At 69.6% G+C, this 13,464-nt stretch carries 6 protein-coding genes and 3 pseudogenes; 3 read left to right on the top strand and 6 right to left on the bottom strand.

Annotated elements, in window-relative coordinates:
• Position 1: 1 nt before the first annotated feature.
• Both ACZ7H1_RS33165 and ACZ7H1_RS33160 read left to right on the top strand, forming a co-directional pair.
• Positions 2–1,657, top strand: coding sequence for a protein kinase domain-containing protein (locus ACZ7H1_RS33165; protein ID WP_470791728.1), 1,656 nt, complete (start codon positions 2–4; stop codon positions 1,655–1,657).
• 263 nt (positions 1,658–1,920) lie between these two features.
• A complete protein-coding gene (locus ACZ7H1_RS33160) occupies positions 1,921–5,193 on the top strand; it encodes a type I restriction-modification system subunit M (RefSeq protein WP_469292540.1) in 3,273 nt (1,090 codons plus the stop codon).
• Positions 5,194–5,680: 487 nt separating this feature from the next.
• Here the strand turns inward: ACZ7H1_RS33160 and ACZ7H1_RS33155 are convergent.
• Positions 5,681–6,564, bottom strand: a pseudogene (locus ACZ7H1_RS33155) (glycosyltransferase family 2 protein); the annotation flags it as partial.
• A pseudogene (locus tag ACZ7H1_RS33150) lies at positions 6,563–6,754 on the bottom strand (SURF1 family cytochrome oxidase biogenesis protein); the annotation flags it as partial. The pseudogenes ACZ7H1_RS33150 and ACZ7H1_RS33155, both read right to left, overlap by 2 nt.
• A 623-nt stretch (positions 6,755–7,377) precedes the next feature.
• Between ACZ7H1_RS33150 and ACZ7H1_RS33145 the strand changes: the two are divergent.
• Positions 7,378–7,701 (top strand): annotated as a pseudogene (locus tag ACZ7H1_RS33145) (ArsB/NhaD family transporter); the annotation flags it as partial.
• A 7-nt stretch (positions 7,702–7,708) separates the two neighbouring features.
• Here ACZ7H1_RS33145 and ACZ7H1_RS33140 read toward each other — a convergent pair.
• From ACZ7H1_RS33140 to ACZ7H1_RS33125, 4 genes are all read right to left on the bottom strand, one after another.
• Complete coding sequence (locus ACZ7H1_RS33140; RefSeq protein ID WP_470791726.1) at positions 7,709–8,440, bottom strand: DUF2470 domain-containing protein; 732 nt, start codon at positions 8,438–8,440, stop codon at positions 7,709–7,711.
• 80 nt (positions 8,441–8,520) lie between these two features.
• Complete coding sequence (locus ACZ7H1_RS33135) at positions 8,521–11,262, bottom strand: P-loop NTPase fold protein (RefSeq protein WP_470791725.1); 2,742 nt, start codon at positions 11,260–11,262, stop codon at positions 8,521–8,523.
• A 16-nt stretch (positions 11,263–11,278) separates the two neighbouring features.
• The gene (locus ACZ7H1_RS33130) at positions 11,279–12,883 is read right to left on the bottom strand and encodes a hypothetical protein (RefSeq protein WP_470791724.1); all 1,605 of its coding nucleotides are present in this window, start codon (positions 12,881–12,883) and stop codon (positions 11,279–11,281) included.
• 126 nt (positions 12,884–13,009) lie between these two features.
• Positions 13,010–13,462: a GNAT family N-acetyltransferase gene (locus ACZ7H1_RS33125; protein WP_470791722.1), complete on the bottom strand. Its 453-nt coding sequence runs from the start codon at positions 13,460–13,462 to the stop codon at positions 13,010–13,012.
• Between the last annotated feature and the right edge of the window lie 2 nt (positions 13,463–13,464).

The raw sequence follows: 13,464 nt of genomic DNA, 5'->3' as shown, positions 1-13,464 counted from the left end.
CATGGTGCAGGGCGGCACGCCGAGCTTCGACGCCGGCGTACCGGCCCGCGTGATCGCGGGCCGGTACCGGCTGCACACGCCCATCGGCGCGGGCGGCATGGGCGAGGTCTGGCAGGCGTACGACGAGCGCCTGGACCGCCGGGTCGCGGTCAAGATGATGCTGGCCGAGAGCCCGGTTCCGCCCGGGTTCCAGGGAGCGGCCTTCGAGGAGACCCTGCAGACCCGCCGTGCCCGCTTCCTGCGCGAGGTCCAGATCACGGCCGGCATCGAGCACCTGGGTGTGCCGGCCGTCTACGACACCGGAACTGACGAGGCCAGTGGACGGCTGTTCGTCGTCATGCAGCTCCTGCAGGGACGCGAACTGCAGACGTTCATCGACGAGACCGACTACGAAAGCGAGACGGTTTCGGTCTCCTGGGCAGCGGCCGTCGGCGCCCAGATTGCCTCCGTCCTGGACACCGTCCACCGTCACGACATCGTTCACCGCGACATCAAGCCGTCCAACCTGATGCTCACCCCGGGAGGCGTGGTCAAGGTCCTCGACTTCGGCGTCGCCGCCCTGCGCGGAGTCGGCACTCTGCCCCGCCTCACCCAGGTCGGCATGACTGTAGGAACCCCGCCCTACATGTCCCCCGAACAGAGCCTGGCCAACGCCGTCGGTCCCGCCGCAGACGTCTACGCCCTCGCCTGCGTGCTCCATGAACTGCTCACCGGCAGGCCGCCGTTCACCCCCGACGACAGCCGCTCCCACATGTGGCACCACGTCCACACCCCGCCCCCGCCCATCCGCACCCTACGCCCGGATGTGCCGGCCGATATCGAGAAGCTCCTGCTGGCGATGCTCACCAAGGAATCCGAGCAGCGCTTGGACGCGATGGAGGTCTACGACGCCCTCCTGCCCTTCGTCCACGCCCCCACCGGCACCCACGCCGCGACCGACGAGGGCATCCTCGACCCCCGTCTGCCGTTCCTGCGACCCTTCGGAGGCCGGGCGCCCAGCCCTAGTGCCGCTGCCTCGTACATCCCCACCGTCGTCGTTCCCTCGCCGCTCGCGCCTTCATCGGCAGCCGAACTGCAGGGGCCGGCGGCAGTCCCCGCCGCACTGAGCGAACAAGAGGCGGACGCGGTCTCCGACCGCGCAGCGCGGCTGGCACAGGATGGCCAGTTCACCCAGGCAGCCGACGCACTTGCCGAGGCCATCTCGAGAGCTGCTGACCCGGAGCTCAGAGAAGGTATGCAGTTCAGCCTCGCCCAAGTGAATTTCCTGGCCGGAAGCCACCGCGAGGCCCTCGCGCTCTTCGAGCCGCTCGCCCATCACTACACCGACCTCTACGGTGGCCATGACGAGCAAGCCCAGCTGTGCTGGTACTACGCCGCGCAGTGCCTGATGGAGCTCGGCGAAGCCACCGCCGCCATCCGAGCTTTTGACCGTGTCAGCAAGGCCAAGCCCGAAGCGAGCGACACAGACGCCGTCAACCGCCACCTCGATGCCCTCGCACGGCAGATGAGTCTGTACGCCGCGACGGAAAGCCTCCCCAAGGCACTGGAGGTCGGAGAACGGCTCAGGTCAGAGACCACCCGCCTGCGGGGAAGCGACTGGCCTGGCCTGCCGCAGATCGACACCTATCTCTGCCGCCTTCGCCAGGACCTGGGCTGATGGGCCGTGGCGTCTTCGGCTCCGTCGGCGCTGACGCGTAGGGTGTCTTCGGCTGTGAGGAACGTTTCCGGCATATCTTTGGACCCTCCTGCCGAGTCTCGTCCTCTACGAAGAGTGATCAGCTGCTTGGCCCCTGCTTGCACCTCGGGCTGCCCGAATCACCTGCGTGCTCCGTCGCCTCCCCCACGTAGGCTCCTCATGGCCGGTCGTGGTGGACGGCCAGATGAGAGCGGAAGTATCACGTGTCCAGGGTGGGGGAACGCATGAGTGATTCGGTAACGCAACTTTCCAGACTCATTTGGTCGGTTTCGGACCTACTTCGCGGCGACTATAAAAGGTCCGAATACGGCAATGTAGTGCTGCCGTTCACCGTGCTTCGGCGCCTCGACTGCCTCCTTACTCCCACCCGGAAGAAAGTTCTAGACACGGCAGAGAAGTTTGCGCTCCACGGCGGCCAGGATTCGAGCGCCATACTCCGGCATGCCTCCGGCCACCCCTTCTATAACACCAGCCGCTTCACTCTGGCGGACGTCGTCACTGATCCGCAAATGACTGAGCGACTCCTGCTCGACTATGTGCGCGGCTTTTCCCAAAACATCCAGGACGTCTTCGAGCGCTTCGGGTTCGGCATCACGGTGAAGCGCCTGACCGAATCCGATTTGCTATACCACACCGTCGCTCGATTCCAGCACCTGGATCTGGGGCCGGCTCTCTCAGTCCACGAGATGAGCCTCATTTTTGAGGATCTGGTAGGCCGCTTCGGCGAGCACGCGAGCGAGACCAGTGGCGAGCACACCACGCCTCGCGATGTCAGCCAGCTCATGGCCGCCCTCGTCATGGAGCCCGATCTGGGGCAACTCGCAGCTCCCGGAGTGATCAGGACGATCCACGATCCTGTCTGTGGCACCGGCGGCTTGCTCGGTGAGGCGGCAGACCGCATCACCGAAATCAATCCCGAGGCTCGTGTCCGCTTGTCCGGGCAGGAACTCAACCATGAGAGCTGGGCAATCGCCTACTCCAGCATGCTGATGAGTGGACGCGACCCGGAGCGGATGGCATGGGGAAACGTTCTTCGTGAGGACAGATTCACAGGGGAACGATTCGACTACCTGCTGGCCCATCCCCCGTTCGGCATCGATTGGAAAAAGGTCGAGGAATACGTCCGCACCGAGCACGATTACGACGGGCATCAAGGTCGTTTCGGTGCCGGACTTCCTCGTATCAACGACGGATCCCTGCTGTTCCTCCAGCACATGCTCTCGAAGATGAAGCCTGTGGACGAATCCGGCCGCGGCGGCAGCCGTATCGCGATCGCCTTCAATGGTTCGCCCATGTTCGCCGGCCCTGCTGGGTCAGGAGAGTCCGACATTCGACGGTGGATCGTCGAGAACGACTGGCTCGAAGGCATCGTCGCCCTGCCTGACCAGCTCCTCTCCAACACCGGCATCAACACGTACGTCTGGGTGCTCAGCAACCGCAAGCCCACCACCCGCCAGGGGCGCGTCATTCTCGTCAAGGCCCAGGACCACTGGCAGAAGATGCGCCAGTCCGTCGGCGGCAAGCGCAAGTACCTTGGCCCCGATCAGCTCACCGAGATCGTCAGGCTCTACAGCGAAGCCACATCCTTCTCTCCTTCCCCGACCCGATCCCAGCGCGACCACGTGCGCATCATTCAGAACGAGGACCTGCTCTATCGCCAGATCGTCATCGAGCGTCCGCTGCGACTGCGCTTCGAGCTCTCCGAGGAAGCCCTCGACCGGCTCGCCGCTCTGCGGCCAGTCCAGCGGACGGCTGACCCCGAGGCGCTACTCTCGGCACTCCGGGGACTCGTAGGTACGACATGGAAGACGAGCTCCGACGCACGCACAGCGCTGCGCCGTACCGTCGAAGCGGCCGGCCTGGCCTGGCCTGGCGGAAGCGCATTCGACAAGGCCGTTCGCAACGCGCTGGGTGTGCGCGACGACGACGGTGAGCTCCAGCAGCGGCGTGGGGCACCGGAGCCCGACGTTGAGTTGCGGAGCTCAGTCTCCCTGCCGTTCCACGAGGAACCAGCGGAGTACCTCCGTACTAAGATCCAGCCCCACACGCCCGATGCCTGGATCGACCCCGACCGGACTCGACTGGGATGTGAGATTCCGTCGACGCTCTTCTACGTGGCGGATTTCGACGGCCCCTTCGAACCACTGCAGAACTTTGCCCGATTGGAAACGGATAGGGTCAAACTGCACCGTCCGGCACCAGATGGAGAGGCACTGGCCCCGCCCAAGCATCTCACGGCACCACATCTGCACAGTGTTGACTCAGCGGTTGAACTTCCGGACGCGGAACTGGATGACTCCGAACTGGCCCCGTGCTCGGGCGGTGATCTCGTAGGTCGCATCGGCAACTGGAGGCTCCTCCCCGCGGGATTCGGCGACGCTGTCACCCCGTTGTTCGTGCTGCATCCGATGCAAGGCCGCGGCAGAGTGCTTTGCGAGTGGCTCAACTCCCGAAAGGACAGCGGCGCATTTCCGCGCGTCCGTGATCTGCTCGACACCCCCGTACCTGTGGACCTGGTCACCGACACAGCAGTCGACGACCTGCTGGAGGAGGTGCAGGAGGCACGCCGCGCCCTGCGGGCTGCGACCGAGGGCATCCTGCCGAACATCTTCTCCGGCAGCGAGACCCTGAGTGAGGAGATCCGAACCACCATAAGGTTCACCTCTCATGAGGCTCGGCTCGCGGGACAGCTGGTCCGGCCCTTCGATGACCCCATCTGGCGGGCGGAATCAAGCTACCCCTTCCACATGGCCGCTCTCGCCCGCCGCTACCGCGTCAGCACGCACCCGGCCGAGCGGAAGGACGGCTTGCTCAAGCTCGGTGAGGGCACCGCACGTACGCTGGGCATCCTTGCTCTGAGCGAACTCATCTCACACCACAACGGCTTCACGCGCTCTCTTCGCCAGCAGTTCCGCAACGGTGCAACTTTCGGCACCTGGCTCTGGCTCATCGACCGCTTCCTGGAAGAAGTGGGGACCCCTGTCTTGTCGGAACTGGCGGCTATCCGGGAACGTGACACGACGCGAGCGCTCCTAGAGGAGATCAAGGACTTCCGCAACCACTCCCACCATGCCCACGGCGTCCGCATGAACCACGAGATCGACGAAGACGTGGAGAAACTCGAACCACGCGTGGTTTCGGCCATCAGCTCGGTCAACTGGCTATCGGGTATCGAGTGGTACTGGGTCGAGCGCTGCGAGTACCTCGATGACTCCTCCTATCGCACCGCGGGCCTGCGGCTCCGCGGGAGCCATCCGAGTTGGGAACCATTCGAGCGGTCCACCACCTTCCCCCTACGGCCGGACCGGATCTACGTCGACAGCGACCCTTCCGGCCGGCCAGTCGATCTCTGGCCGTTGGCCATGGCAAGCCTCTGTCCGGACTGCCGGACGCGGGAGCTGTTTCTGATCAACCAGGTACGAGATGGGCAGGTGATCCTCCGCAGCCTGGAGGAGCACTCTCTGGAGATCCCGTACCGCACCTCGGAGGGGACTTGATCTCCTTCCTCAGCAGACCGATCACGGGGCTATGTCCAACGGCTGCTTCTCACGCCGCCGACACGACGGGCAGCGGCTCCGGTCAGACCGACTGCTCGTAGTTGACTCCGGGGCCGGTGCGAGGAACCGCCACAGCACTGGCCCCGCCATCCGGGCGGATCGCGAGTGATCACGGGCGTGACGACGTCGGTGGTTGGGAGCCAGCGGGGAGCCGGTCTGCACCTCGAGGCCCCTTGAGACTCACCCAGACCGTCCATGGCCAAGGTGCTGACCTGGGGGAATCCCCTTTGCGCAGGTGCCGATCTTGGGTGGACCTCATTCGGGACGAAGAGGTCGTGGGTTCAAATCCCGCCATCCCAACTTCGTAGTGGCAGGTCAGATCCACCTAGGTGACCACCCGAGTGACTGACTGAGCGACTGCGGCTTCGTGTGAGCCGGGCGGGCCCGGCCGTACCTGACCAGGCCCGGTCAGGTACGGCCGGGCCGGTCAGCGGGAGTCGCCTGAGGCGACCGAGACCTGCAGGCTGCCGTACTGCTCCATATGCTGCCAGCGCAGCCAGGAGCCGGCGACCGCCGTGCAGACGGACTGGATGACCACCAGGTACATCAGCTGGCGGTAGACGAGCTGCTGGAGCGGCAGGCTCCACAGCGGGCCGGCCTTCTCCCCGTCGAGCCGGAAGGAGTACAGGCCCATCAGGACCTGGACGCCGAGGAAGGCCAGCCACAGGCCGACGATCCGCACCGGGTCGAGGAAGATCAGCCCGTAGACGGCGAACACGTCCACGATCGGCGCCAGCAGTGGCAGCAGCACCTGGAACATCAGAACATCAGCAGGTGGAGGTGGCCCCGGCGGCCGAACTTGCCGGCCTGGCCGCGCTGCACGAGGGCCCCGCGGTGCTTCCACATGGCCTGGGAGGTGCCGTAGCACCACCGGTAGCGCTGCTTCCACAGGGCGCCCAGCGAGGCCGGGGCCTCGGTCCAGGCCTTGGCCCGCTCCTCGTAGACCACCCGCCAGCCGTCCCGGCACGGCGCCATCGTGAGGTCGGTGTCCTCGGCAAGGGTGGTGCCGCTCACCCCGCCCACCCGCATCAGAGCCTCGCGCCGGAACGCGCCCACCGCGCCGCGCACGGTCGGCATGCACTCGGCGAGGTCGAAGAGCCGCCTGTCGAGGTTGAAGCCGACCACGTATTCGATGTGCTGCCAACGCCCCAGCAGCCCGATGCGGTTGACCACCTTCGCGTTGCCCGGAACCGCGCCGACCCGGGGATCGGCGAAGGGCTGCACGATCAGCCGGACCACGTCCGGCTCGAAGACGGTGTCCCCGTCGACCATCACGAGCAGGTCGAACGAGGCGGCGGCGTTACGGGTGTTGGTCGGCGTATGTCCCGGTGACCGTCGCCGTCCGCCCCGAGGTGCTCTTGTCCACGGGCAGCAAGGATTCCAGCGGGGCGGCCGTGCGCTCGGCGGCCGACAGCGGGGCCGCCGCGTCCCGGTGGCTGTCGACGCGGTCCTCGAAGCGGCCGAGCTGCCAGGTCCCCATGAAGATGCAGAAGGGGACGGACTCTGGGTCGGCAGGATGTGCACCGCATCAGTGGTCGTTGCGCTCTTGCAGAGTAAGTTGGCGGCGGCTGTATGCCGCCGCGCAAGCGCTCGCCAGCGGTTGCAGAGCCTTGTGCTGGGAGCATCGCGCGCCATTCCATATTCCGTTGTGACGCTGGTTTGACGCACGGGTCCCGTCGCTAGAGTGGTGCGGCCCTCTGACCTGCTGTTTTGTCCTGCAGGTGCGTCACTACTTCTTTCCGATGACGCACCACGTGGAGTGCGTGGCGATCCTGGAGCCGGTCGTGAGGGGCGCCTGACCTGGTGTGCCCGGCGGTTTTTGAGGGGGTGCCGGGGCGGCCGCAGGGGTGGTGGGCGGTGCGGGGATGATCGGGTGCATGTTCGTCGCGTTCGTTTCCGTGGGTGCCTTGCTCGTCGTGCTCGGGTGTGCCGTGGTGCGGCCGTTCCGATAGGCCGAGGCGGTGTTTGCCGTGCCTGCCGCCGGGGTCGTGGTCGTCAGCGGGGCGATTCCGCTCGACGGTGTCCGCGAGGAGGCCGAGCGGCTGGGGCCGGTGATCGGGTTCCTGGCGGCCGCTTCGCCATCGCCTCGGCTGCCGCCGAGAGCCCCGGCCGCGGCGCGCCTCGCTGCCGGCCCTCCTCGGCACCGCGGCCCTGGCGGCCGTGCTCGCCAACCTGATCAACAACCTGCCCGCGGTGCTGGCGCTCGTACCGCTGGCCGCGCAGTCGGGCCCCGGGGCCGTCCTCGCCGTACTCCTCGGGGTCAACATCGGGCCCAATCTCACCTACGCCGGCTCCTTGGCCACCCTGCTCTGGCGGCGCATCGCCCGTCATCACGAACACGACGTCAGGCTCGGGCAGTTCACCCGTCTCGGCCTGCTCACCGTCCCGGCGGCGCTGGGTGCGTCGACCGTCGCCCTGTGGGCGTCCCTCCAGCTGAGCGGACCGTGACGTCGTGTCACGGGCGGGCGGGGAGCCGTCGTCCGTGGCGGCAGGCTCGGGCGGCGGCGAGCAGGTGGTGGATCTGGTGCCCGACCTGTGAGGCGTCCCGCAGCGGTGCCGGGAAGGGGAGGCGTACGTCGCGGTGGTTGCGGGCGTAGTCGCAGCGCAGCGTGATGCCGTGGCGGTCGAGGGCGAGGGGCTGGACGCGTACGACGTTGCGCAGCAGCCAGGGGTCGGTCAGCCGGGTCAGCTGGGTCACGATGTCCTGGTGGTCGTCGGCGAGGTGCGTCAGCAGGGCCGCCTCGTCGGTGGCCAGCGGGTCCGGCTCGGCGAGGACGAGCTCGTCCAGGCCGACGGCCGTGGCCTGTACGCGCGTTTCGAAGGTGGCGCGCGCGGTGTCGAGACGGAGGGCCGCCTCGTCGGCATCGTGGTCCGCCCCGTCGGGGGTGAGCCACCCGGAGAGGGTCACCCGGGCCCGGACGCGGTCGCGCACCGCGACGGGCGCGATGTCGGTGAACTCGACCAGCGCGGCTAGGGATCCGCGCGGCGCGCACGCGGCCTGCGCCGCCGGCAGGCTGTCGGCGGGCACGGTCAGCCGCACCTGGCCCCGCTCGTTGACGGAGTGGAGGCCGATCAGGTCGCAGCGGTGCCCGTTCGTGGTGACGGTCAGCGAGACCGCTCGGGCCATCACGGACCGGGTCCGTTCGGCGAGGGTCGGTTCGGCCGGGGGCAGGGCGGCAGCACTCATCAGGACCTCCATCAGGATCTCCATTAGGTTAGGCTTGCCTAAGTTAATGGATGGTGTGGCGTATGGCCAGCGCCCCCCGCTCAAGGAGTCCTGGGGTGCAGCGGGCAGTTGCCCGAGCGCGGGCGCGGGAGGACGGCCGGGCCCGCAGGCGGGGCCGGCGGAAGGCTCCAGGCCGCGCGGATGGCGGTGATCAGGGGGCGCGTGCTGTACGGGGACACCTCCAGCTCCTGGCGGACCTGGGCCAGCAGGTCGGGATCGCCGTCCGGATCCGGAGCCGCCGCCTCGCGGCGCCGGGACAGCCCCGGCGTCGCAAAGATCTCCAGCAGCGTGAGGGAGAAGAAGACGTAGGCCGAGGCCTCGTCGATCAGCTGGCGGGCCTCGGCCGGCACGGAGCCCGCCGCCGCGCCCAGGTGCCGGTCCAGGTCGTAGAAGGAGATGTGGGTGAGCGCCGTCCGGAGTTCGTCGTCGTGACAGGGGCAGCCGCGGCGCAGGTGGCCCATCAGGCTCCGGAACGACAGCAGCAGCTCGCTCGTCTCGGGAGTCCACTGCTGCTTGGCCAGCAGGGTGCGGAACCCCGCCATCGTGTCGGCCAGCTCCTCCAGGATCAGCCGGCGCGAGATCTCGGTCAGTTCGACGGAGTCCGTCTTGTCCTTGATCTCCATCACCCGCAGTCCGTAGCGGATCAGGTCCCGGGGGATCCCCCCGGAGAGCGAGTGGGTGAGCACCACGTACGGATCGGACAGCCCCGGGGCCCGGCGGGCCAGGATGGCCCTCGACTCGTCCAGGCTGCACGGCTGGACGTGGACGATGTCGTCCAGCGAGCTGTCGGTCACGCCCCGGTGCGGCAGCCCGCGGCGCACGAAGGACGCGCCGACGTCCTCCGCGACCGAGATGAGGTAGTGCACGTGCGGCACGCCCAGGATCGCCTTGATCTCGCTCAGGAACGCCAGCGCCTGGGTGTCGGATCCCAGCCGGTCCACCTCGTCGATCGCGATCACCACGCGGCCCTGCTGCGCGTACTGCGCGGCGGCGATGCGCGTCAGCAGCTCGCGGAAGTCGGTCACCAGCTCGGGGAAGTTGGGCGGCAGCGTGGACAGCGACGTCGTCTGCGCCGTCAGCAGCTGGGGCGCTCCGGCGGTGAGGGCCGAGGTGGCGGTCTGCAGGGTCTGGAGCCGGTACAGGTGGTTGCGGCACTCCGTGACGAGGGCGGGCTCCTTCCTCGGCAGGGACCACCCGGCGGCCTTGAGGAGCAGCACGCCGGTCAGGTAGCAGACGAAGCGCATCAGGTGCCCCGGGTCGGTGGCGATGCCGTGCACGACCGGCATGCGGTAGAGCAGGACCAGCACGCCGGCCAGGAGGACGGCCGCGAGCGGTCTGCGCACCTCGTCCTTGAGGACGAAGCGGGAGCCGATCCTGATCTCCAGGTCCTCGATGGCCGTCATCGTGACCAGTGCGAACGCGAGCAGCATCAGGCCGGCCTCGGCGGCGGAACCGCCGCCGCTCCTCGCGAGCCTGTGCATGTCGTCGTCGAAGAACAGGGAGGCGGGTGCCGCGACCATCAGGACGGTGCCCGCGATCACCCCCGCCGTGTACCGGGAACGCCCGGCCACGTACGCCAGCCTGTCCCAGCGGCGCAGCTGCCACAGGGCCAGTCCGGCGACGGTGACGGCCAGCGCCACCCCGGTTTCGTGGCCGCGCCACACCTCCTGGGCCAGCGTGGTGGCCCGGTCGAGGTGCCGGGAGCCCCGGCCGCGCAGGGACGGCCCGTACTGCTCGACGAGGGAGCGGGCGGTGGCGGCGAGGCCGAGCACGACGAGCGCACCGGCCGGGAGGGCGAAGGCGAGGTGCCGGGCCAGCCGGCCGGCGGCCGGGAGGACCCGCCGGGCCGCGCGGCGGAACGGCGACAGGCGGGTGAACTCGGGGACGTCGTAGCCCTCTTCCTCCAGATAGCGCTCGCAGAGCCTGATGTGGAGCGAGAGGAGGAACTCGTACGGTGCGTAGGTGGCCGGCGCCTGTACGAGGACGGCGAAGTCGGCCTCGTCCGCGCTGGTCTCCAGCAGCGTGGACTTGCCGGCGCCCCGAGGCCCGCTGACGGCGATCGTGCCGTTCTCCAGCTGCGCCACCTTGCGGGCCAGGCGCCGGGCCGCTTCGCCGTCGACCACGTACTGCCGGTTGCGCGGCGAGCGCAGGCCCTCGTAGCTGTCCGGCAGGAGCAGGGAGTCGTGGTCCTCGCCCAGGAGCGCTTCGACCACCCGGTCGACCAGCGGGCCGACGCCGTGCGACTGGAGGTCGCGCCGCCAGATCCGGGCACGGGAGTCGGCCCGGGCGCGCGCGGCGAACACCACCGGCTGGAGGGTCAGTTCGGACAGGTTGTCGCGGACGTGCATGCGCCACACGGGGTGGCGGCGGATCGCGAGAGCCGTGACGGCGGGCAGCAGGAGGCTCGCCGCGGCGTACGCCCACGGCGCGAGGAACGCCATCAGCAGGGCGAACAGCAGCACTCCGAGGAGCAGCGCCGTCTCCGGGGCCGGCCGGTCGTGGTGGTAGGCGCGCCGCAGCCGGGTGCGCTCGTACCGGCCGAGCGACCGGCGGAAGCGCTCCAGCGTGCCGCGGCAGGGGTCGAGGGCCCGCCGGACGTTGGCCTCGGTCAGCAGCACCGCGCGGACGTTGTCCGCGGTCGCAGCGGGCCGCCTGCCCAGCCGCCGGGTGACCGGGGGCTCGGCCAGGCAGGCGTCGACGGCGTCGCGGTACACCTCCGCTTCCCGTTCGCTCTCGAAGTGGTCGGCGACCTGCCAGTGGGCTGGCCTGCGTCGTGCCGGCATGGGGTGGGGCGGCCTTTCAGGAGGTGGTCGGCGACGATGCCCGGACGTCTTCCAGGCGGCGCCGCGATATGCGGGTCCCCGCTTTGTGCTTGGTACGGAACAACGCCTCCAGGCCGGGTTCGGAGGCGTGCCGCGTGCCGTAGGTGACCGCGGGCGCCCCGCCGTCGTCCAGGAGCCGCGCGATGCAGTGGGCGAGCGTACGGGGGCCCGAGCCGCCGTAACCCCAGGACAGCCCCGGCGCGTCCATGCTCGGGGCCGGGTAGAGCACGCCGTCCTGCGTGCGCACCCAGACCGGGTCGTCGAGGATGACCTCCTTCAGCACGGACCCCGCGGGGAGTTGTTTGGGCGCGTTCCCGTGGTAGGTGATCTCCCGGCGGTCGCTGAACATGAACTTCCCCCGGGACGCCACGACGGGGCTTCCCGTGACCGGGTCGACGAAGGTGCCGACCGTTTCCCCGGAGCCCTCCTGGAGGAAGTGGACGGCGGTCGGATCGACCCTGCGGAGCCGGTTGATCCACTCGGCCGCCGGGCGCGTGGCCCGCTGCCGGACCACGTGGAAGCTGCCGCCGAACGGCAGGTCGCTGCTCCCGCTCCACATGCTGATCTGCTCGAGGCAGGCCAGGGCCGCGTCGTCCGTACGCTCGCACAGTTCGGCGAGGCCGACGGCGACCACGTCGTCCGGGGCCGTCTCCGCCGGTCCCGGATCCGCCGGATCCGGGAAGGCCGGGAGCACCATGGCCGCCCGCTGGGCAGCGCGACGGAGGCCGAGTGCGCCGTCGGCGTCGGCATGGTCGCGCAGCAACTCGACCTCGCCGAGGACTCCTTCGACGCCGCCGGCGCGGATCCGCCGGCCGAGGGTGAAGCAGGCCTGCCGCAGCGGCGTGCCGGGCGGTTCCGAGCGGGCCAGGTCGTACAGGGGCTCCCAGGAGGGCCAGGTGACCACCTCGACCGGCACGGGCGCGTCGCCCGGCCGCCAGGCCGTCAGGTGGGAGGGCCGGCGCAGCCCGGAGGGCCACCAGGGCACGGGGCCGCCGACGTGGGCGGACAGTTCCTGCCACGACGGGTGGTACGGCAGGTCGGGGCGGGCCCGGTCGGCCGCCCGGAGCTCGGGCCCGTCGAGGTCGTAGCCGTGCTGGACGATCACGACCGTGCCGACGTCGCCGAGGCACTTCAGGGCGTGCCCGGGGGCGAAGGCCTGGTGGCGCGGGTACACCACGGCCACGACGCCGCGGCCGGTCTGCCACACCCCGGCGAAGTGCTCGCCGACGTGGACTCCGTCGTGGAACCCGTCGTCGTCCCGGCTGATTCCGCCGCCCCCGCCGCCCCCGCCGCCCGCGCCGCTCTCACCGGTGTGGTACCGGCCGCCGAGGTAGCGGGGACCGCCGGGAGAGCCGGTGCCCGGGCGGAGCAGTTCGGGTGTCGCGCCGGCCAGTTCCGGATGCGTACGGGCCAGCCAGCGGGCGAAGCTCTGCCACGACCACGTCGCGACCCCGTCCCCCTGCCGGGGCTCGACCGCCGCGAGCATGTCCGGCCGCGAGCTGATGCACCGCCAGGTTTCCTCCGACAGACCGAAATGCTCCCGGATCCCGGCTTCCGTCAGGTACTCCGACAGGTATTCCAACGCGCGTCCCCCTTCACCCCCGCGCACCTCCGCGCACCGCCCGGTCGGCCGGGCGGACGGTGCCGTTTCCATCATGGGGGATGCCTCTGACAGCGGGGGCGCGTGCGGCGCGGGCGCAGCGTGCGGTCAGAGCCGGAGCTTGAAGCCGATGTGCGAGCCGGTGAAGCCGAGGCGCTCGTAGAAGCGGTGGGCGTCGGGGCGGGCCGCGTCGGAGGTGAGCTGCACCAGGCTGCAGTCCCGGCGGGCGGATTCGGCGACGGCCCACTCGATCAGGGTGGCGCCCAGGCCGTGGCCGCGCTCCGAGCGGTGGACGCGGACGCCCTCGATGAGCGAGCGCGTCGCGGCCGTACGGGAGAGGCCGGGGATGATCGTGAGCTGGAGGGTCCCGACGACCTCGCCCGCCCGGTCGGCCACGACGACCAGCTGGTTCGGGTCGTCGCGGAGCCGGGCGAACGCGGCCAGGTAGGGCGAGAGATCGCCCGGAGTCTCGCGGGTCGCGCCCAGCTCGTCGTCGGCGAGCATGGCGACGATCGCCGGGATGTCCTCTTGCGCCGCCGGGCGGATGTCGATCCTGGTCATGG

Source organism: Streptomyces sp. NPDC037401 (assembly GCF_055602345.1).
The sequence above is the reverse complement of the archived record's forward strand: the minus strand, read 5'-3'. Positions and strand labels throughout refer to the sequence as shown.

Bases quoted from the DNA above. Each gene is read 5' to 3' on its own strand.
- ACZ7H1_RS33165 (WP_470791728.1), top strand. From the start codon at position 2: ATGGTGCAGGGCGGCACGCCGAGCTTCGACGCCGGCGTACCGGCCCGC.
- ACZ7H1_RS33160 (WP_469292540.1), top strand. From the start codon at position 1,921: ATGAGTGATTCGGTAACGCAACTTTCCAGACTCATTTGGTCGGTTTCG.
- ACZ7H1_RS33140 (WP_470791726.1), bottom strand. From the start codon at position 8,440: ATGAGTGCTGCCGCCCTGCCCCCGGCCGAACCGACCCTCGCCGAACGG.
- ACZ7H1_RS33135 (WP_470791725.1), bottom strand. From the start codon at position 11,262: ATGCCGGCACGACGCAGGCCAGCCCACTGGCAGGTCGCCGACCACTTC.
- ACZ7H1_RS33125 (WP_470791722.1), bottom strand. From the start codon at position 13,462: ATGACCAGGATCGACATCCGCCCGGCGGCGCAAGAGGACATCCCGGCG.